General features: G+C 68.8%; 11 protein-coding genes. 6 read left to right on the top strand and 5 right to left on the bottom strand.

What is annotated here, in order from left to right; all coding sequences use genetic code 11:
- Positions 1-32: 32 nt before the first annotated feature.
- Entirely contained in the window at positions 33-1481 is a 1449-nt protein-coding gene (gene cysG / locus AB4083_RS03925; RefSeq protein WP_441606428.1) for a siroheme synthase CysG, read from the bottom strand.
- Positions 1482-1797: 316 nt separating this feature from the next.
- Here cysG and AB4083_RS03920 point away from each other — a divergent pair, with 316 nt between their 5' ends.
- Entirely contained in the window at positions 1798-2775 is a 978-nt protein-coding gene (locus AB4083_RS03920; RefSeq protein ID WP_441606427.1) for a LysR substrate-binding domain-containing protein, read from the top strand.
- A gap of 113 nt (positions 2776-2888) precedes the next feature.
- Here the strand turns inward: AB4083_RS03920 and AB4083_RS03915 are convergent, their stop codons facing one another.
- From AB4083_RS03915 to AB4083_RS03900, 4 genes are read right to left on the bottom strand one after another with little or no spacing between them, the layout of a single operon-like run.
- Entirely contained in the window at positions 2889-4646 is a 1758-nt protein-coding gene (locus tag AB4083_RS03915; protein WP_441606426.1) for a bifunctional sulfate adenylyltransferase/adenylylsulfate kinase, read from the bottom strand.
- A gap of 34 nt (positions 4647-4680) precedes the next feature.
- The gene (locus AB4083_RS03910; protein ID WP_441606425.1) at positions 4681-5403 is read right to left on the bottom strand and encodes a phosphoadenylyl-sulfate reductase; all 723 of its coding nucleotides are present in this window, start codon (positions 5401-5403) and stop codon (positions 4681-4683) included.
- A complete protein-coding gene (cysI, locus tag AB4083_RS03905) occupies positions 5400-7109 on the bottom strand; it encodes an assimilatory sulfite reductase (NADPH) hemoprotein subunit (RefSeq protein ID WP_441606424.1) in 1710 nt (569 codons plus the stop codon). The genes AB4083_RS03910 and cysI overlap by 4 nt, the downstream gene beginning before the upstream one ends.
- Before the next feature lies 1 nt (position 7110).
- Complete coding sequence (locus AB4083_RS03900) at positions 7111-8904, bottom strand: assimilatory sulfite reductase (NADPH) flavoprotein subunit (RefSeq protein ID WP_441606423.1); 1794 nt, start codon at positions 8902-8904, stop codon at positions 7111-7113.
- A 333-nt stretch (positions 8905-9237) separates the two neighbouring features.
- Between AB4083_RS03900 and AB4083_RS03895 the strand changes: the two genes are divergently transcribed.
- From AB4083_RS03895 to lpdA, 5 genes are all read left to right on the top strand, one after another.
- The gene (locus AB4083_RS03895; RefSeq protein WP_441606422.1) at positions 9238-10425 is read left to right on the top strand and encodes a JmjC domain-containing protein; all 1188 of its coding nucleotides are present in this window, start codon (positions 9238-9240) and stop codon (positions 10423-10425) included.
- Positions 10422-10913: a DUF7931 domain-containing protein gene (locus AB4083_RS03890; protein WP_441606421.1), complete on the top strand. Its 492-nt coding sequence runs from the start codon at positions 10422-10424 to the stop codon at positions 10911-10913. Before AB4083_RS03895 ends, AB4083_RS03890 begins: the two co-directional genes overlap by 4 nt.
- Positions 10914-11160: 247 nt before the next feature.
- Positions 11161-13998, top strand: coding sequence for a 2-oxoglutarate dehydrogenase E1 component (locus AB4083_RS03885; RefSeq protein WP_441606420.1), 2838 nt, complete (start codon positions 11161-11163; stop codon positions 13996-13998).
- Positions 13999-14004: 6 nt separating this feature from the next.
- A complete protein-coding gene (gene odhB, locus AB4083_RS03880) occupies positions 14005-15201 on the top strand; it encodes a 2-oxoglutarate dehydrogenase complex dihydrolipoyllysine-residue succinyltransferase (RefSeq protein ID WP_441606419.1) in 1197 nt (398 codons plus the stop codon).
- 131 nt (positions 15202-15332) lie between these two features.
- On the top strand, positions 15333-16757 hold the full coding sequence (lpdA, locus tag AB4083_RS03875; protein ID WP_441606418.1) for a dihydrolipoyl dehydrogenase: 1425 nt from the start codon (positions 15333-15335) through the stop codon (positions 16755-16757).
- Positions 16758-16767 lie beyond the last annotated feature (10 nt).

Raw genomic sequence — 16767 nt, 5'->3', positions numbered from 1 at the left:
GAATAGTGCGCCCACGCCGGTGAAATTTTGCGTCAGGCGCGGCGGGCCAGGGCCGGTTCGGCGCCGGATGGTGCATCAATTTCGGAACAGTCCCCGATCGGCGGCGCGCCATACCAGGCCAGGGTCGATGCCAGCGCCGCCACTTCGCCCAGGATCAGCAGCGCCGGCGAGCGCACCGCATGCGCCTGCGCCAGCTCGTGCAGGCGCGCCAGCGTGCCGGTGATCACGCGCTGCCGCGGGCGCGAGCCGTTCTCCACCAGGGCGAACGGCGTGCCCGGCGCGCGGCCGTGGGCGAGCAGTTGCTCTTGCACCGTACCCAGTTCGCTGACACCCATGTAGACGGCCAGCGTCTGCCGCTCGCGCGCCAGCGCGGGCCAGTCCAGCGTGTCGTGCGAGCCGCGGCAATGCGCGGTGAGCAGGCGCACCGACTGGGCGTGCTCGCGATGGGTGAGCGGCACGCCGGCATAGGCGGCACAGGCCAGTGCGGCGGTGATGCCGGGCACCACTTCGTAGGGCACGCCGTGTGCGCGCAGGTGTTCCAGTTCCTCGCCGCCGCGGCCGAACACGAACGGATCGCCGCCCTTCAACCTCACCACGCGGCGGCCGGCCTGCGCGTGTTCCAGCAGCAGCGCGTGGATGCGTTCCTGGGTGACATGGTGATGACCCGCTTCCTTGCCCACCTCGATGCGCTCGGCATCGCGGCGCGCCAGCGCCAAGACCTCGGCGGCGACCAGGCGGTCGTACAGGATCACGTCCGCTTCCTGCAGTGCGCGCAGGCCGCGCAGGGTCAGCAGGCCCGGATCGCCGGGGCCGGCGCCGACCAGCACCACGCTGCCGACGCTCTGCGTGACGGCACCCGCCAGCGCACGCTCCGCTTCCGCCTCCGCTTGTTCGGGCTGCGCCCGGCGCAGCAACTGCAGCACCGGGCCGGAAAGCAGTTGCTCGTAGAAGCGGCGGCGTGCGCCAAGATCGGGCAGGCGCGCACGGATTTTCTCGCGCAGGCGTGCAGCCAGGGCGGCGAGCGGGCCCAGCGCCGGGTCCAGCAGGCTTTCCAGGCCTTCGCGCAACAGCCGCGCCAGCACCGGCGCGGTGCCGCCGCTGGAGATCGCGATGGTCACCGGATCGCGGTCGATCACCGCCGGCACATGGAAGCTGCATAGTTCCGCATCGTCCACCACATTGACGAACAGCCGCCGCTGCGCGGCCTGCGTGGCGATGCGGCGATTGAGCAAGGGCTCGCCGGTGGCGGCGATCACCAGCCAGCATTCGTCGAGCCAGGCCTGTTCGAAGCCGCCCAGGCGCAGTTCGATACGGCCTGACGTGGCCCAGTCTTGCAGATGGGCGGTGACCGCCAGCGCGCCCACGGTCACCGCGGCACCGGCTTCGAGCAGCGCCGCCGCCTTGCGCTCGGCCACCGCGCCCCCGCCCACCACCAGCACGCGGCGGCCGGCGAGATCGGCGAACAGCGGGTAGAGCTTCATCGGCCTGGCACCATGAAAAAGGAAGCAACGACGCTAGGCGGGGCCGGTGGACCGCGCAAATGATTTGTCCGTGGCCGCTCATGCTGCGAGGTTATGTGCCAGCTCCCGCTTCGGGCATAAGAACCCGCCCGCGCATTGACGCCATCATTAAACGGATGTATAGACGTCTAAATGTCCACTGCGAACCACGCCACCGACGCCCTGCCCTCCGGCCACCCGGTCGTCGCGTGCCCGTGTCGCCCCGCCATCACGCGATGTCCCCCTGCAGCGCCCGCAAGCCAGTCCACCCGACCTGCCCGCTCCAGGATGCCCTCGCATGACCCTGACCCAACTGCGCTATCTCGTCGCCATCGCCGACGCCGGCCTCAACATCACGCTGGCCGCCGAGCGCGTGCACGCCACCCAGCCGGGACTCAGCAAGCTGCTCAAGCAGCTTGAGGACGAACTCGGCTTCCAGCTCTTCCACCGCAAGGGCCGCAGCCTCGACTCGATCACCCACGCCGGCAGCCACGTGCTGGAACGCGCGCGCACGATCCTGGCCGAGGCCACCAATATCCGTTCCATCGCCGCCAACCTGCGCAACGAATCGCGCGGCACCCTGCGCGTCGCCACCACCCACACCCAGGCCCGCTTCGCCCTGCCCAGTGCAGTCGCCACGCTGACCCGGCAATACCCGCAGGTCAGCGTGCACCTGCTGCCGTCCACCGATGCGGACGTGATCGGCCTGCTCGAAGGCGGCCATGTCGACCTGGCCATCGTCAGCAGCTCCGGCGCCGCCCCCGCCGGCAGCGGCATCGCCCTGCCCGCCTACCGCTGGAACCGGGTGGCGATGGTGCCGCATGGGCATGCGCTGGCGAAGCTGGAGCGGCCGCCGACGCTGGACGAGCTGGCGGCGTATCCGCTGGTGAGTTACGACTCGTCGCTCAAGCCCGGCTCGTCGCTGGCGCGTGCGTTTCATGCGGCCAATCTGCATCCGCAGATCGCCATGACGGCGAGCGATGCGGATCTGATCAAGACCTATGTGCGGGCAGGTTTAGGGATCGGCATCCTGGCCGAGATGGCGTTGCAGCCGGGCGATGACGATCTGCGTGCGTTGCCGGCGGATCATCTGTTCTCGTCATGCACGACCTGGATCGTGTTGCGCAAGGAAAGCGTGTTGCGCGAGTTTGCGCTGGAGTTTATCGGGCTGTTCGCGCCGCAGCTGGAGCGGCGGGCGGTGAGCCGGGCGCTGGCCAGCGGCAGTGCCACGCATTGGCCGGCGGTGCCGCATTGGCGCGAGCGCGCGGCGGACTGACGCATGAGTCGGCGTAGGTTGGGGTGAGCCGCAGGCGAACCCCAACGTGGCGCTGGATCTGGCGCGATGTTGGGGTTCGCTTACGCTCACCCCAACCTACATCGCAGCTTGGCTCAGTTCGCCAACAGGCCGCGGTCCCGCAACAACCCCAGAATATGCCCCGCCAGCACCGACGGCTCCGCGCCGCTGCCATCCACCCGCACCTCCGGCTGCTCCGGCGCCTCGTACGGATCGCTGATCCCGGTGAACTGCGCGATCTTGCCGGCACGCGCCTGCGCATACAGCCCCTTGCGATCCCGCGCTTCGCACACTTCCAGCGGCGTCGACACATGGATCTCAATAAAGTCGCCGTGCGCCTCCACCAGGCCGCGCGCCTCGGCGCGCGCCACCGCATACGGCGCAATCGGCGCGCACACCGCCACGCCGCCATGGCGCACGATCTCGCTCGCCACGTAGGCAATCCGCGTCACGTTGGCATCGCGGTCTTCGCGCGAGAAGCCCAGTCCGCGCGACAGATGCTTGCGCACCTCGTCGCCATCCAGCACGGTCACCGCGCGGCTGGTGTGCTCCAGCAGCTGCGACACCACCGCCTGCGCAATGGTCGACTTGCCCGCGCCGGACAAGCCGGTGAAGAACAGCGCGAAACCGCGCGGCGCACGCGCCGGATGGCGTTCGCGCAGGATGGTCACCACCTCGGGGAAGGTGAACCAGGCGGGGATATCGGTGCCTTCGTGCAGATGCCGGCGTAGCTGGGTGCCGGAGATATCGCGCACCTCATCGTCCGCCTCCACTTCGGTGGCTGGCACGTAGGCATCGCGATTGGCCGCGTAGACCATCGCCGGGAACGCCACCACCTGGATGCCCAGCTCGCCCTGGTAACGCTCCAGCAGATGCTGCGCATCGAACGGCCCGTAGAACGGCTGGCCGCTGGAATCCTTGCCCGGACCGGCATGGTCGCGCCCCACGATGAAATGCGTGGCGCCGTAGTTCTTGCGGATGATTGCGTGCCAGATCGCCTCGCGCGGTCCGCCCATGCGCATCGCCAGCGGCAGCAGCGAGAGCTTGGCGCTGTCGCCGGGGTACTGCGGCAGCAGGGCGCGATAGCAGCGCACGCGGGTGTAGTGGTCCACGTCGCCGGGCTTGGTGCGGCCCACCGAGGGCTGGATCAGCAGCTTGGCGCCTACTTTCTGTGCCGCGCGCAGGGTCAGCTCGCGATGCGCGCGATGCATCGGGTTGCGCGTCTGGAATGCCACCACGCGGCGCCAGCCGTTGGCCTCGAACCAGGCGCGCAAGGTGCGCGGGCTGTCGCGCAGTTCGGTGAAGTCGTAATGCACCGGCTGCTGGATGCCGCGCAGGCGGCCACCCAAATAGACTGGCCTGGTGCGCTCAAGCAGTTCGGCCACGCCGGGATGCAGATGATCCTGCGTGCCGAACACCTGCTGCGCTTCGTGCGCGCGGTCCGGACGATAAATGTCCTGCAGCTCCAGCACCGCCAGCGGCACGCTCTGCGCATCGCGCAGCACGATCTCCGCCCCGGGCGCCAGCGACGAGGCAAAGTCTTCGCTCACATCCAGCGTGATCGGGATCGGCCACAGCGTGCCGTCGTCCAGGCGCAGCTCGTCGACCACGCGGCGGTAGTCGCGCTCGGTGAGAAAGCCTTCGAGCGGCGAGAACGCGCCGTTGAGCAGCAGCTCCAGGTCGCACAGCTGCCGCGTGTTCAGATCCAAGGCCGGTAGACCCGCACTGCGCTGCTTGAGCGCCTGTGCTTCGGCATAGGGCAGGTAGAGATCCTTGAGCGTGCCGCCGTGCGGCGCGATCAACGGTTCCAGTTCGGTTTCGACGGGGAGTGAAGCGAGTGCGCTCTGGCTCATGATGGTTTTCTTAGGTGTCGGGGCGGTGGAAGGGTCAGGCGAGGTCGTGCAGTCCGCACTCGCGCTTCAGGCCGAAGAAACGGGTCTCTTCGGGGTCCATGCCCGGCTCCCACGGCCGGGTCGTGTGGGTGTCGCCGATCGACACGTAGCCCTGCTCCCACAGCGGGTGGTACGGCAGGTCGTGGCGCTGCAGATAGCGGCCGACGTCGCGGTCGCTCCAGTCGGCGATCGGATGGAATTTCCAGCGGCCCTGGCTCAGGCGCAGGAAGGGAATGCGTTCGCGGCTGCGCGACTGGCCGCGGCGCAGGCCGGCAAACCAGCTGCCGATGCCCAGCTCGTCGAGCGCGCGCCGCATCGGTTCGACCTTGCGCAGTTCGTTGTAGCGCCCCAGCCCTTCCACGCCCTGCTCCCACAAGCGACCGAAGCGCGATTCCATCCACGCGGTGCCCAGCGGCGAGCGGTAGACATGCAGGTTCAGCGCAAGGCGTTCGCGCAGTTCGTCGACGAAGCGATAGGTCTCGGCAAACAGATAGCCGGTATCGACCAGGATCACCGGCAGGTCCGCCTGGCGCTGCGTCAGCAGGTGCAGCGACACCGCCGCCTGCGCGCCGAAGCTGGACGACAGCGCATGCGCGCCGGGAGCGTGCTCCAGGGCCCAGGCAACACGCTGTTCGGCATCGAGCGTGCCCAGCCAGGTATCGAGTTCGGCCAGTGCCTCCGCATCGTGCCGCGCGGCTTCCAGCGTTGCGCCGTTCATGCCGTCACCTCCAGGGGAATGCGCCGGTCCGGCGGGTTGGCGACCACAGCAGCGCGCAGCAGGAAATCGCCGAAGCCTTCGTCCGGTTCACGTTCCTGCGCATAGCGCGCGAACAGCGGATCGAGCGCGGCGAGGATGGCCGCTTCGTCGACGTTCTCCAGATAGGTGCGGTTGAGCCGCTGCCCGCTGAAATCCGCGCCCAGGCGCAGGTCGTAGCGGCCCGGGCCGCGGCCGACCAGGGCGATCTCGCCCAGGTACGGCCGCGAGCAGCCGTTCGGGCAGCCGGAGATGCGCAGCACGATCGGTGCGTCGGCGATGCCGTGCCGGGCCAGCAGCGCTTCCACCTTGTCCAACAGTTCGGGCAGGTAGCGTTCCGCCTCGGCCATGGCCAGGCCGCAGGTGGGCAATGCGACGCAGGACACCGCGTGGCGGCGGATCGGGCCGGCGCGCTGGTAGTCGTCCAGGCCGCAGGCCGCGACGATGGCGTCGATGCGCGCGCGCTCCGCTGCCGGCACGTTCGCCACGATCACGTTCTGGTTGCAGGTCAGGCGGAAATCGCCCTGGTGCACCCGGGCCAGTTCGCGCAGCCCGCTCAGCCAGCGGCGCTCGCCGCGATCGGCGAGGCGGCCGGATTCGATATGCAAGGTGAGATGCCAGCGCCCGTCGTGGCCTTCGATCCAGCCGTAGCGGTCGCCGTTGTGTTCGAAACGAAAGGGCCGCGCGGGTTCGAGCGCAAAGCCGAGGCGGCGTTCCAGTTCGGCCTTGAAGGCATCGACGCCGCGATGATCCAGTGTGTACTTCAGGCGCGCATGCTTGCGCTCGACGCGATTGCCCCAGTCGCGCTGCACCGTCACCACCGCTTCGGCCGCGGCATACAACTGCTGCGGCGTGACAAAGCCGAGCACGCTCGCCAGGCGCGGATAGGTCGATGCATCGCCATGCGTCGCGCCCATGCCGCCGCCGACCGCGATATTGAAACCTTGCAGCACGCCGCCTTCGGCAATCGCAATCAGCCCGAGGTCCTGCGAGAACACGTCCACGTCGTTCAACGGCGGAATGGCCAGCCCGATCTTGAATTTGCGCGGCAGATAGGTGGCGCCGTACAGCGGCTCCCGCTCTTCTTCGAGTGCGGGCGGTTCGCCAACCAGCGCTTCACCGTCCAGCCAGATCTCGTGATACGCCCGCGTGCGCGGCGCCAGCTCGTCCGACAGCTTGGCCGCCCACGCGTAGGCCTCGCCGTGCGCCTGCGTCTCCACCGGGTTGGCGGTGCTGACCACGTTGCGCACCACGTCGCCGCAGGCGGCGATGGTGCTGGCCAGGCTGGCGTGGATGGCGGCAATGGTGGGCTTGAGCTTGCGCTTGATGATGCCGTGCCACTGGAAGGTCTGCCGCGTGGTGATGCGCAGCGTGCCGTTGGCGTGCTCGCGCGCCAGGCGGTCGAACTCCAGCCATTGCGCCGGCGTCACCACGCCGCCCGGCAGGCGCGCGCGCAGCATGAAGCTGTAGGCGGGCTCCAGTTTCTGGCGGCGGCGTTCCTCGCGCAGGTCGCGGTCGTCCTGCTGGTAGCTGCCGTGGAACTTGAGCAGCTTGCCGTCGTCGTCGCTGATCGCGCCGGTGACGGGGTCGGCCAGGCCCTCGGCGATGCTGCCGCGCAGGTGGCGGCTGGCGGCCTTGATACGTTCGAAATCGGAAACTGGTGCGCTCATGTCAGTACACGTCGCGGGCGTAACGCCCTTGTTGCAGGAGGTCGGCCAGCCAGGCGCCGGCGTCTTCGCGGGAGAGGCCGCCGTGTTCGGCGGCGATGTCGACCAGGGCCGCGTGCACGTCCTTGGCCATATGCGTGGCGTCGCCGCAGACATACAGATGCGCGCCGCCGGCCAGCCATGCATACAGCTCCTTGCCGTGTTCGCGCAGGCGCTGCTGCACGTAGACCTTGTCGGCGCCGTCGCGCGAGAAGGCCAGCTCCAGCCGATGCAGCGCGCCTTGCTTGAGCGCTTCCTGCCATTCGACCTGGTAGAGGAAGTCTTCGCTGAAATGGCGGTTGCCGAAGAACAGCCAGTTGCGTCCGCGCGCGCCGCTTTCGTGGCGCTCCTGCACGAAGCCGCGGAACGGGGCGACGCCGGTGCCGGGGCCGATCATGATCACGTCGCGTGCGTCGTCGGCCGGCAGGTGGAAGCGTTCATTCGCTTCGATGAAGACCGGTACGCGCGCGTCTTCGGCACTGGCGGCGAGGAAGGCGGACGCGGCACCCCAGTGACGTTCGCCGAACGCCTCGTAGTCGACGGTGGACACGGTGAGGTGCACTTCGTCGCCGACCACGGCCGAGCTCGAGGCGATCGAATACAGCCGCGGCGTCAGCGGGCGCAGCGCGGCGACCAGTGCGCTGGCGTCCCAATCGGCCGGGTAGCGGCGCAGCAGGTCGATCGGCTGGTGGGTGTCGAGCAGCGCGGACAGGGCCACCGGGTCTTCCAGCGCCCGCGTCAGCCCCGCATCGCCGCTGACCCGCGCATGGGCCAGCGCGAAGCCGCGCGCCAGGCGGGTCAGCTCGCGTTCCTCGGTCAGCCAGCGCGCGAGCGGCAGCGTGCGGCCGTTGTGGGTGACTTCCGCCGCACCGTCCAGGCGCAGCCGTTGCAGCCACTGCTGCACCAGCGCGGGCGGATTGCGCGGCCATACGCCGAGCGCGTCGCCGGGGCGGTAGCTGAGGCCGGAGCCTTCCAGCGACAGCTCCACGTGCAGCACTTCGCGCGCGCTGTCGCGGGAGACGATGCGCTGGTTGGCCAGCACGGTCGCGGCGAAGGGCTTGTCCCGATCGTGCGCGGCGTGGCTGGGCACCGCCTGCAGCAGCGGCGCGCGCACGGCGGCGGCCGGCGCCTTCAGCACTTCGCGGGCGCGTTCCAGCGCGGCGGCAGTCCATGGCGCGGCCACTTCGTCCAGGTCTACGTCGGCCTCGGCCAGCGCGTCCAGCCGGGTGGCGCCCAGCTCGGCCAGCCGCGCGTCGAGCTGGCGCCCGATCGCGCAGAACTGCGGATAGCTGGAATCGCCCAGGCCCAGCACCGCATAGCGCAGCGCCGGCAGCCGCGGCGCGCGGCGGCCGGCGATAAAGTCGATCAGGCCGCGCGCATCGTCCGGTGGCTCGCCCTCGCCCTGGGTGCTGATCACCAGGAACAGCTGGCGCTCCTGCGCCAGTTCGCGCTGCACGTAGGCGTCGGCGCGCACCAGCCGCGCCGGCAGGCCGGCCGCTTCCAGCTTCTTCAACAGCTGCTCGGCCACCCGCTTGGCGTTGCCGGTCTGGCTGCCGTAGAGCACGGTGACCCGCTCCGTCGCCGCCGCGGCCGCCTGCACCTGGGCCGGCTGCGGTCCGCGCGCCGCCAGCGCCGCGCTGCGGGCGGCCACCCAGTACAGCTCATGGGGAGCCAGGCCCTCCAGCAGCCGGTGGAGTTGCGCCGCTTTGTCGGCGGCCAGCGGCGAAGCGAGGGATTCCTGGGAAACGACGGCGTTCAAGGCTTGACCTTCTTTGGACGTCTATACGTCTATTCATCGAAGATAGCCCTGCTCCTGCTTATGCCGGAAAGGATGTGTCGACATATGCACATGCCATTTCCATTATTTCCTCGTTAAACCAAAACCTCCGACGTGTGACCCTTCTCCCTCCGGGAGCACGCGGGGAGCGCACAGGGATGTGCGCGGCTCTGAGGAGCGAGGAAGGTGGCGGCAGCCGGATGAGGGTTCGGCCGGAGCAGTGCACATCATTCTTGCGCTCCGCCCGCACCCTCACCCCAACCCCTCTCCCGACGGGAGAGGGGCTCAACGCTCGACTCCCCTTACAATCCCAGGATGACCAAGCCCCCCCTCCCCCTCGAAGTCCGCGGCACCGCCCGCCAGCCCCTCGGCATGAGCCCGGCGCAGTTCCTGCGCGATTACTGGCAGAAGCGCCCCCTGCTGATCCGCCATGCCTTCCCGGACTTCACGCCCCCGCTGCAGCCGGACGACCTGGCCGGCCTGGCGCTGGAGGAGGATGCCTTGTCGCGCCTGATCGTCCACGACGAACGGCGCGACCGCTGGTCGGTAAAGACCGGCCCGCTGAGCGAGGACGATTTCGCCAAGACCCCGAACGCCAACTGGACCCTGCTGGTGCAGGACGTGGACAAATGGGACGCCGACGTGGCCGCCCTGCTGGACACCTTCCGCTTCCTGCCGAGCTGGCGCGTCGACGACATCATGATTTCCTATGCCGAGCCGGGCGGCGGCGTGGGCGCCCACGTCGACCAGTACGACGTGTTCCTGCTGCAGGGCCTGGGCCAGCGCCACTGGGCGATCAGCGACGATCCGCACGCGCCCACCGAATTCCGCGACGACGTGGAGCTGAAGCAGCTCAAGCACTTCGAGCCGACCCACGAATGGCTGCTGGAACCGGGCGACATGCTTTATCTGCCGCCCGGCGTGCCGCACGACGGCGTGGCCTTCGGCGGCCCCTGCATGACTTTCTCGGTGGGCATGCGCGCACCTTCCCGCGCGGAGCTGGCCAGCGACCTGGCCGATTACCTGGTCGAGCGCCTGCCGGACGAGCAGCGCTACCGCGACCCGGACCTGGCCCCGGCCAAGGCTTCCGGCGAGATCGATCGCGCCGCCCTGGCCCGCGTGCGCGAGGCCCTGCCGTTCGCCGCGCTCGACGACGCCACCCTGCTCGACTGGTTCGGCCGCTATATCACCCGCTACCGCGTGGCGCGGACCCCGGCCGCGCTGGACAAGCCGACCACCGAGGCCGCCCTGGCCAAGCAGCTCGGCGACGGCGCGCAACTGCTGCGCCATCCCTGGGCGCGGCTGGCCTGGGCCCGCGGCAAGGGCGGCGCCACCCTGTTCGCCAATGGCCAGGCCTACCCCGCGCCGGCCGAGTTGGCCGAACGCGTGTGCGCCGAACGCACGCTGGCCTTCGCCCGCGCGCCGGCCGGCGCCGAGCGCGCGCTGCTGCTGGCCCTGGTCAACGACGGCCATCTGGTCCCGCGCAAGGCGCGCCGGCGGTGAACCCGGCGCCGGCCACGCTGGCGATCGACAACGGCGAGGCGCTGGCCGAGCTGCGCCTGGCCTTGCTGCGCGGCGCGCGCCGCCGCGTGGCGATCTACCAGCCGGCCTTGCCGACCGACGCTTATAACCATGCCGCCGAGCTGGACGAGCTGCGCCGGATCGCCACCTCCGGCCGCGGCGCCGAGATCCGCCTGCTGCTGCACGACGCCGCCGCGGCGCTGCGCGACAGCCACCGCCTGGTCGCCCTGGCGCAGCGGTTGCCCAGCCTGGTGCTGGTGCGCGAGCCGATCGAGGAGTCGGACCTCTCTTATGCCTCGGCCTATCTGCTGACCGACAGCGGCGGCTATCTGTTTTTGCCGGAAGCGGCGCGTCCGCGCGGGCGCGGCGCGCTGGAAGACCGCGCCAGCCAGGCGCCGCTGCAGCAGTACTTCCAGGAAGTGTGGGAGCGTTCGGCCCGCGCCAGCGTGCTGCAGCCGCTCGATCTGTAGCCTGCGGCTGAACGCCAACCGGCTCGTGCGCGCGGACGCCGGTGGCGCGCGAAATCGGCGAAAACCAGCGCCTACGACGATGGTCGGTAGCGCTTCCCCTCGAAATAACACCCTCCGACCCCACCTGAAACCCGTTTCCCGGGTTGCCGCTGTGCAGCAGCCGGGGCCATAATTAACAGGATTTTTCCCCCGCCATCCGCCAGGTCGACGGATGGCCGCAGGCCTCCCTTCCCTCACCGGTGGTGACGTGAGTACAAATCTGATTCGCGAGTTCTTCGATTCGTCCCAGCTCGCCGGCGGCAACGCCGATTATGTCGAGCAGTTGTATGAGTCCTGGCTGGCCGACCCCGCGTCGGTCCCCGCCGAATGGAACCAGTATTTCGGGACCTTCAAAGGCCGCGAATCCGGCGATGTTCCGCATTCCGCGGCGATCGCCCGGATCGAGGCCGCACAGAAGCAGCGCGCCCCCGGCGTGGCCGCCCCGGTCGACGACCAGCACGCACGCAAGCAGGCCGCGGTGCTGCGCATCCTGACCGCCTACCGTTCGCGCGGCCACCTGGCCGCCGACCTCGATCCGCTGGGCCTGGCCGAGAAGCTGCCGGCACCGGATCTGGGCCTGGCCTTCCACGGCCTGGGCGACGCCGACCTCGACACCGAATTCGACTGCGGCAACTTCGCCGGCGGCGGCCAGCGCATGAAGCTGCGCGAGCTGCTGGCGCGCCTGAAGAAGGTGTATGCCGGCACCATCGGCGCCGAGTTCATGCACATCAGCAACCATGAGCAGCGCAACTGGATCTACACCCGCCTGGAGAAGGCCGGCGGCAACGCCGGGCTGGACCAGGCCGGCAAGCAGCGCCTGCTGGCGGGCCTCACCGCCGCCGAGGGCCTGGAGCGCTACCTGCACACCAAGTACGTGGGCCAGAAGCGCTTCTCGCTGGAAGGCGGCGACAGCCTGATCCCGATGGTGGACGACATGGTGCGCACCGCCGGCGACAACGGCATCAAGGAAGTCGTGGTCGGCATGGCCCACCGCGGCCGCCTCAACATGCTGGTCAATATCCTGGGCAAGCCGCCGAAGACCCTGTTCAACGAATTCGAAGGCAAGTTCGAGCACCCGGACGACCCGGCGCACTCCGGCGACGTGAAGTACCACATGGGCTTCTCCGCCGACGTCAAGACGCCGAACGGCGGCGTGCACGTGGCGCTGGCGTTCAACCCGTCGCACCTGGAGATCGTCAACCCGGTGGTGGCCGGCTCGGTGCATTCGCGCCAGCTGCGCCGCCGCGACAGCGAGCGCCAGCAGTCGATGGCCGTGCTGATCCATGGCGACGCCGCGCTGGCCGGCCAGGGCGTGAACATGGAGCTGTTCAACATGTCGCAGGCGCGCGGCTTCCGCATCGGCGGCACGCTGCACATCGTGGTCAACAACCAGGTCGGCTTCACCACCTCGAACCCGCAGGACGCGCGCTCCACGCTGTACTGCACCGACCTGGCCAAGATGGTCAACGCGCCGGTGCTGCACGTGAACGGCGACGACCCGGAAGCGGTGATCCAGGCCACCCGCCTGGTCTACGACTTCCGCAAGCAGTTCCGCAAGGACGTGGTGATCGACCTGGTCTGCTACCGCCGCCACGGCCATAACGAAGCCGACGAGCCGGCCGCGACCCAGCCGGTGATGTACCAGATCATCCGCGCCCGCCCGACCACCCGCGACCTGTACGCGCAGAGCCTGGTCAAGGAAGGCGTGATCGCCGACGGCGACGCCCAGAAGCTGGTCGAGGCATATCGCTCGCGGCTGGAAGCCGGCAACCCGATGACCGAGCTGACCCAGGCCCTGGTCAAGGACATCGAGGTGGACTGGAACCAGTTCATCGGCGGCAAGCTGTCCACCCAGACCGACACCGGCGTGCCCAAGGCCAAGCTGGTCGAGCTGGCCAACAAGATCCTGGACATGCCGCAGGACATCACCCTGCAGGCGCGCGTCGCCAAGATCTACGACGACCGCCGCAAGATGGCCGCCGGCGAGCTGCCGGGCGACTGGGGCTTCGCCGAGAATCTGGCCTACGCCACCTTGATCGAGCAGAGCTACAACCTGCGCCTGGTCGGCCAGGACGTCGGCCGCGGCACCTTCTTCCACCGCCACGCGGTGCTGCACGACCAGAAGGACGGCCACACCTACCTGCCGCTGGCCACGCTGCGCGACAACGCCAGCGTCGAAGTGATCGACTCGCTGCTCAGCGAGGAAGCGGTGATGGCCTTCGAGTACGGCCACGCCACCACCGATCCCTACACCTTGCACATCTGGGAAGGCCAGTTCGGCGACTTCGCCAACGGCGCCCAGGTGGTGATCGACCAGTTCATCAGCTCCGGCGAGTCGAAGTGGAACCGCCTGTGCGGCCTGGCGCTGTTCCTGCCGCACGGCTACGAAGGCCAGGGTCCGGAGCATTCCTCCGCGCGCCTGGAGCGCTTCCTGCAGATGTGCGCGCTGGAAAACATGCAGGTCTGCGTGCCGACCACGCCGGCCCAGGCGTTCCACATGATCCGCCGCCAGATGGTGCGCCCGACGCGCAAGCCGCTGATCGTGATGACGCCCAAGTCGCTGCTGCGCCACAAGCTGGCCATCTCCAGCCTGGACGAGCTGGCCAGCGGCCAGTTCCAGCTGGTGATCGGCGAGCACCGCGAGCTGCCGGCCAAGAAGGTCAAGCGCGTGGTGCTGTGCTCGGGCAAGGTCTATTACGACCTGCTGGAAGACGCCCAGAAGCGCGAGCTGAGCGACGTGGCGGTGGTGCGCGTCGAGCAGCTGTATCCGTTCCCGCGCCCGGAAGTCATCGCCGAGCTGGACAAATATGCTTCCGCCAAGGAAGTGATCTGGTGCCAGGAAGAGCCGATGAACCAGGGCGCCTGGTTCCAGATCCGTCATCACCTGCAGGCCTGCGTCAGCAGCAAGCAGAGCCTCTCGTACGCGGGACGCGCTCGCTCGCCGGCACCGGCCGCCGGACACCTCAATACCCACGTCGCCGAACAAGCGGCACTCGTCGAGCAGGCGCTGGTCGCGCCGATCGGCACCGACCACGCTGCGGAGTAAGACCCGATGTCTATCGAAGTTAAAGTTCCTGTTCTGCCCGAGTCTGTCTCCGACGCGACCATTGCCACCTGGCACAAGAAGGTGGGCGAAGCGATCAAGCGCGACGAGAACCTGGTCGACCTCGAAACCGACAAGGTGGTGCTGGAAGTGCCCGCCCCGGTCGACGGCGTGATCAAGGAACTGAAGTTCCAGACCGGCGACACGGTGAACAGCCAGCAGGTGATCGCGGTGATCGAGGAAGGCGCCGTGGCCGCCGCTGCCGCGCCCGCCGCCGCTCCGGCTGCCGCCCCCGCCCCGGCCGCCGCGGCTCCCGCCGCCGCCAAGGGCAGCGCGGACCTGTCCCCGGCCGGCCTGCGCGTGGCCACCGAGCAAAATATTGACGCCTCCAAGGTCGCCGGCACCGGCCGCGACGGCCGCGTGACCAAGGAAGACCTGGTCAACTACGGCAAGGGTGGCGCCGCGCCGGCCGCTGCCGCGCCGGCGGCCAAGCCGACCCCGGGCGCGCGTCCGGAAGAGCGCGTGCCGATGACCCGCATCCGCGCCCGCATCGCCGAGCGCCTGATGCAGTCGAAGAACTCGATCGCCATGCTCACCTCGTTCAACGAAGTGAACCTGGCCGAGGTGGTGAAGATGCGCAAGACGCTGGGCGAGCAGTTCGAGAAGTCGAACGGCGTGAAGCTCGGCTTCATGAGCTTCTTCGTCAAGGCCGCCGCCGAGGCGCTGAAGCGCCACCCGGTGGTCAATGCCTCGGTCGACGGCAACGACATCGTCTATCACGGCTACCAGGACATCTCGATCGCCGTGTCCACCGAGAAGGGCCTGGTGACGCCGGTGCTGCGCGACGTGCAGGACAAGAGCTTCGCCGAGATCGAGAAGGGCATCCTCGACTACGCCAAGAAGGCGCGTGACGGCAAGCTGGGCCTGGACGACCTGCAGGGTGGCACCTTCACCATCACCAACGGCGGCACCTTCGGCTCGCTGCTGTCGACCCCGATCGTGAACCCGCCGCAGAGCGCGATCCTGGGCATGCACACCATCAAGGACCGCGCCATCGTCGAGAACGGCCAGGTGATCGCCGCGCCGATGATGTACCTGGCGCTGTCCTACGACCATCGCATCATCGATGGCAAGGATGCGGTGCTGTTCCTGGTCGACATCAAGAACCAGCTGGAGAACCCGCAGCGCATGCTGCTTGGACTTTGAGCGTCCCGCTCAAAGTCCGAATAGGTAACGAAGCTTTGGCGGCGAGCCGTGGCACAACATCCACGCTCGCCGCCAACCTCCCCCGCTTCACTCTGGCGCCTGCTTAAGGCGCCACGCAGCAAGGAACAACCATGAGCGACAAATTCGACGTCATCGTCATCGGCGCCGGCCCGGCCGGCTACGTGGCCGCGATCCGCGCCGCGCAGCTGGGCCTGAAGACCGCCTGCATCGACGCCTTCACCGGCAAGGACGGCAAGCAGGCGCTCGGCGGCACCTGCCTCAACGTGGGCTGCATCCCTTCCAAGGCGCTGTTGGATTCGTCCAGGCAGTTCCACAACCTGACGCACAACTTCGCGGTGCACGGCATCACCGCCGACAACGCGAAGATCGACGTGGCCACCTTCGTCGGCCGCAAGGACAAGATCGTCAAGCAGTTCACCGGCGGCATCGGCCAGCTGTTCAAGGCGAACAAGGTCACCGCGTTCTACGGCACCGGCAAGCTGCTCAAAGGTAACGACGTCGAGATCACCGCCGCCGACGGCAGCAAGCAGACCATCAGCGCCACCAACGTGATCCTGGCCTCCGGCTCGGTGCCGATCGAGCTGCCGTTCGCGAAGTTCGACAACAAGTTCATCGTCGACAACGCCGGCGCGCTGGATTTTCCGGAAGTTCCGAAGCGCCTGGGCGTGATCGGCGCCGGCGTGATCGGCCTGGAACTGGGCAGCGTGTGGGGCCGCCTGGGCGCCGACGTGACGATCCTGGAAGCGCTGCCGGACTTCCTCTCGGTGGCCGACACCGACGTGGCCAAGATCGCCGCCAAGGAATTCGCCAAGCAGGGCCTGAAGATCAAGCTGGGCGCCAAGCTGACCAAGGCCGAGGTGAAGGGCAACGAGGTTGCGCTCACCTATGAAGACAAGGACGGCGCGCACGAGCTGGTGGTGGACAAGCTGCTGGTGGCCGTGGGCCGCCGCGCCTACACCACCGGCCTGCTGGCCGACGACACCGGCGTGAAGCTGGACGAGCGTGGCCGCATCGTGGTCGACGCGCACAACCACACCGGCGTGGACGGCGTGTGGGCCATCGGCGACGCCGTGCGCGGCCCGATGCTGGCGCACAAGGGCTCCGAGGAAGGCGTGGCGGTGGCCGAGTGGATCGCCGGCAAGGCTGGCCACATCAATTACGACACCATTCCGTGGGTGATCTACACCGAGCCGGAAATCGCCTGGGCCGGCAAGACCGAGAAGGAACTGAAGGACGCGGGCATCCCGTACAAGGTCGGCACCTTCCCGTTCGCCGCCATCGGCCGTGCCGTGGCCATGAACGAGGCCGTCGGCCAGGTGAAGATGCTGGCCCATGCCGAAACCGACCGCCTGCTCGGCGTGCACATGGTCGGCCCGGGCGTGTCCGAGCTGATCGCCGAAGCCGTGGTGACGATGGAGTTCAAGGGCTCCGCCGAAGACCTGGCCCGCATCGTCCACGCCCATCCAACCCTGTCGGAAGCCGTGCACGAGGCCGCGCTGTCGGTGGACAAGCGCGCGATCCACAAGGGCAATTGAGGTCAGGACG

The sequence above is a fragment of the Dyella sp. 2RAB6 genome, from assembly GCF_052115385.1.
Classification (GTDB): domain Bacteria; phylum Pseudomonadota; class Gammaproteobacteria; order Xanthomonadales; family Rhodanobacteraceae; genus Dyella_D.
The sequence above is the reverse complement of the archived record's forward strand: the minus strand, read 5'-3'. Positions and strand labels throughout refer to the sequence as shown.

Excerpts from the sequence above, each read along its gene's own strand:
- cysG (WP_441606428.1), bottom strand. The coding sequence starts at position 1,481 with ATGAAGCTCTACCCGCTGTTCGCCGATCTCGCCGGCCGCCGCGTGCTG.
- AB4083_RS03920 (WP_441606427.1), top strand. The coding sequence starts at position 1,798 with ATGACCCTGACCCAACTGCGCTATCTCGTCGCCATCGCCGACGCCGGC.
- AB4083_RS03915 (WP_441606426.1), bottom strand. The coding sequence starts at position 4,646 with ATGAGCCAGAGCGCACTCGCTTCACTCCCCGTCGAAACCGAACTGGAA.
- AB4083_RS03910 (WP_441606425.1), bottom strand. The coding sequence starts at position 5,403 with ATGAACGGCGCAACGCTGGAAGCCGCGCGGCACGATGCGGAGGCACTG.
- cysI (WP_441606424.1), bottom strand. The coding sequence starts at position 7,109 with ATGAGCGCACCAGTTTCCGATTTCGAACGTATCAAGGCCGCCAGCCGC.
- AB4083_RS03895 (WP_441606422.1), top strand. The coding sequence starts at position 9,238 with ATGACCAAGCCCCCCCTCCCCCTCGAAGTCCGCGGCACCGCCCGCCAG.
- odhB (WP_441606419.1), top strand. The coding sequence starts at position 14,005 with ATGTCTATCGAAGTTAAAGTTCCTGTTCTGCCCGAGTCTGTCTCCGAC.
- lpdA (WP_441606418.1), top strand. The coding sequence starts at position 15,333 with ATGAGCGACAAATTCGACGTCATCGTCATCGGCGCCGGCCCGGCCGGC.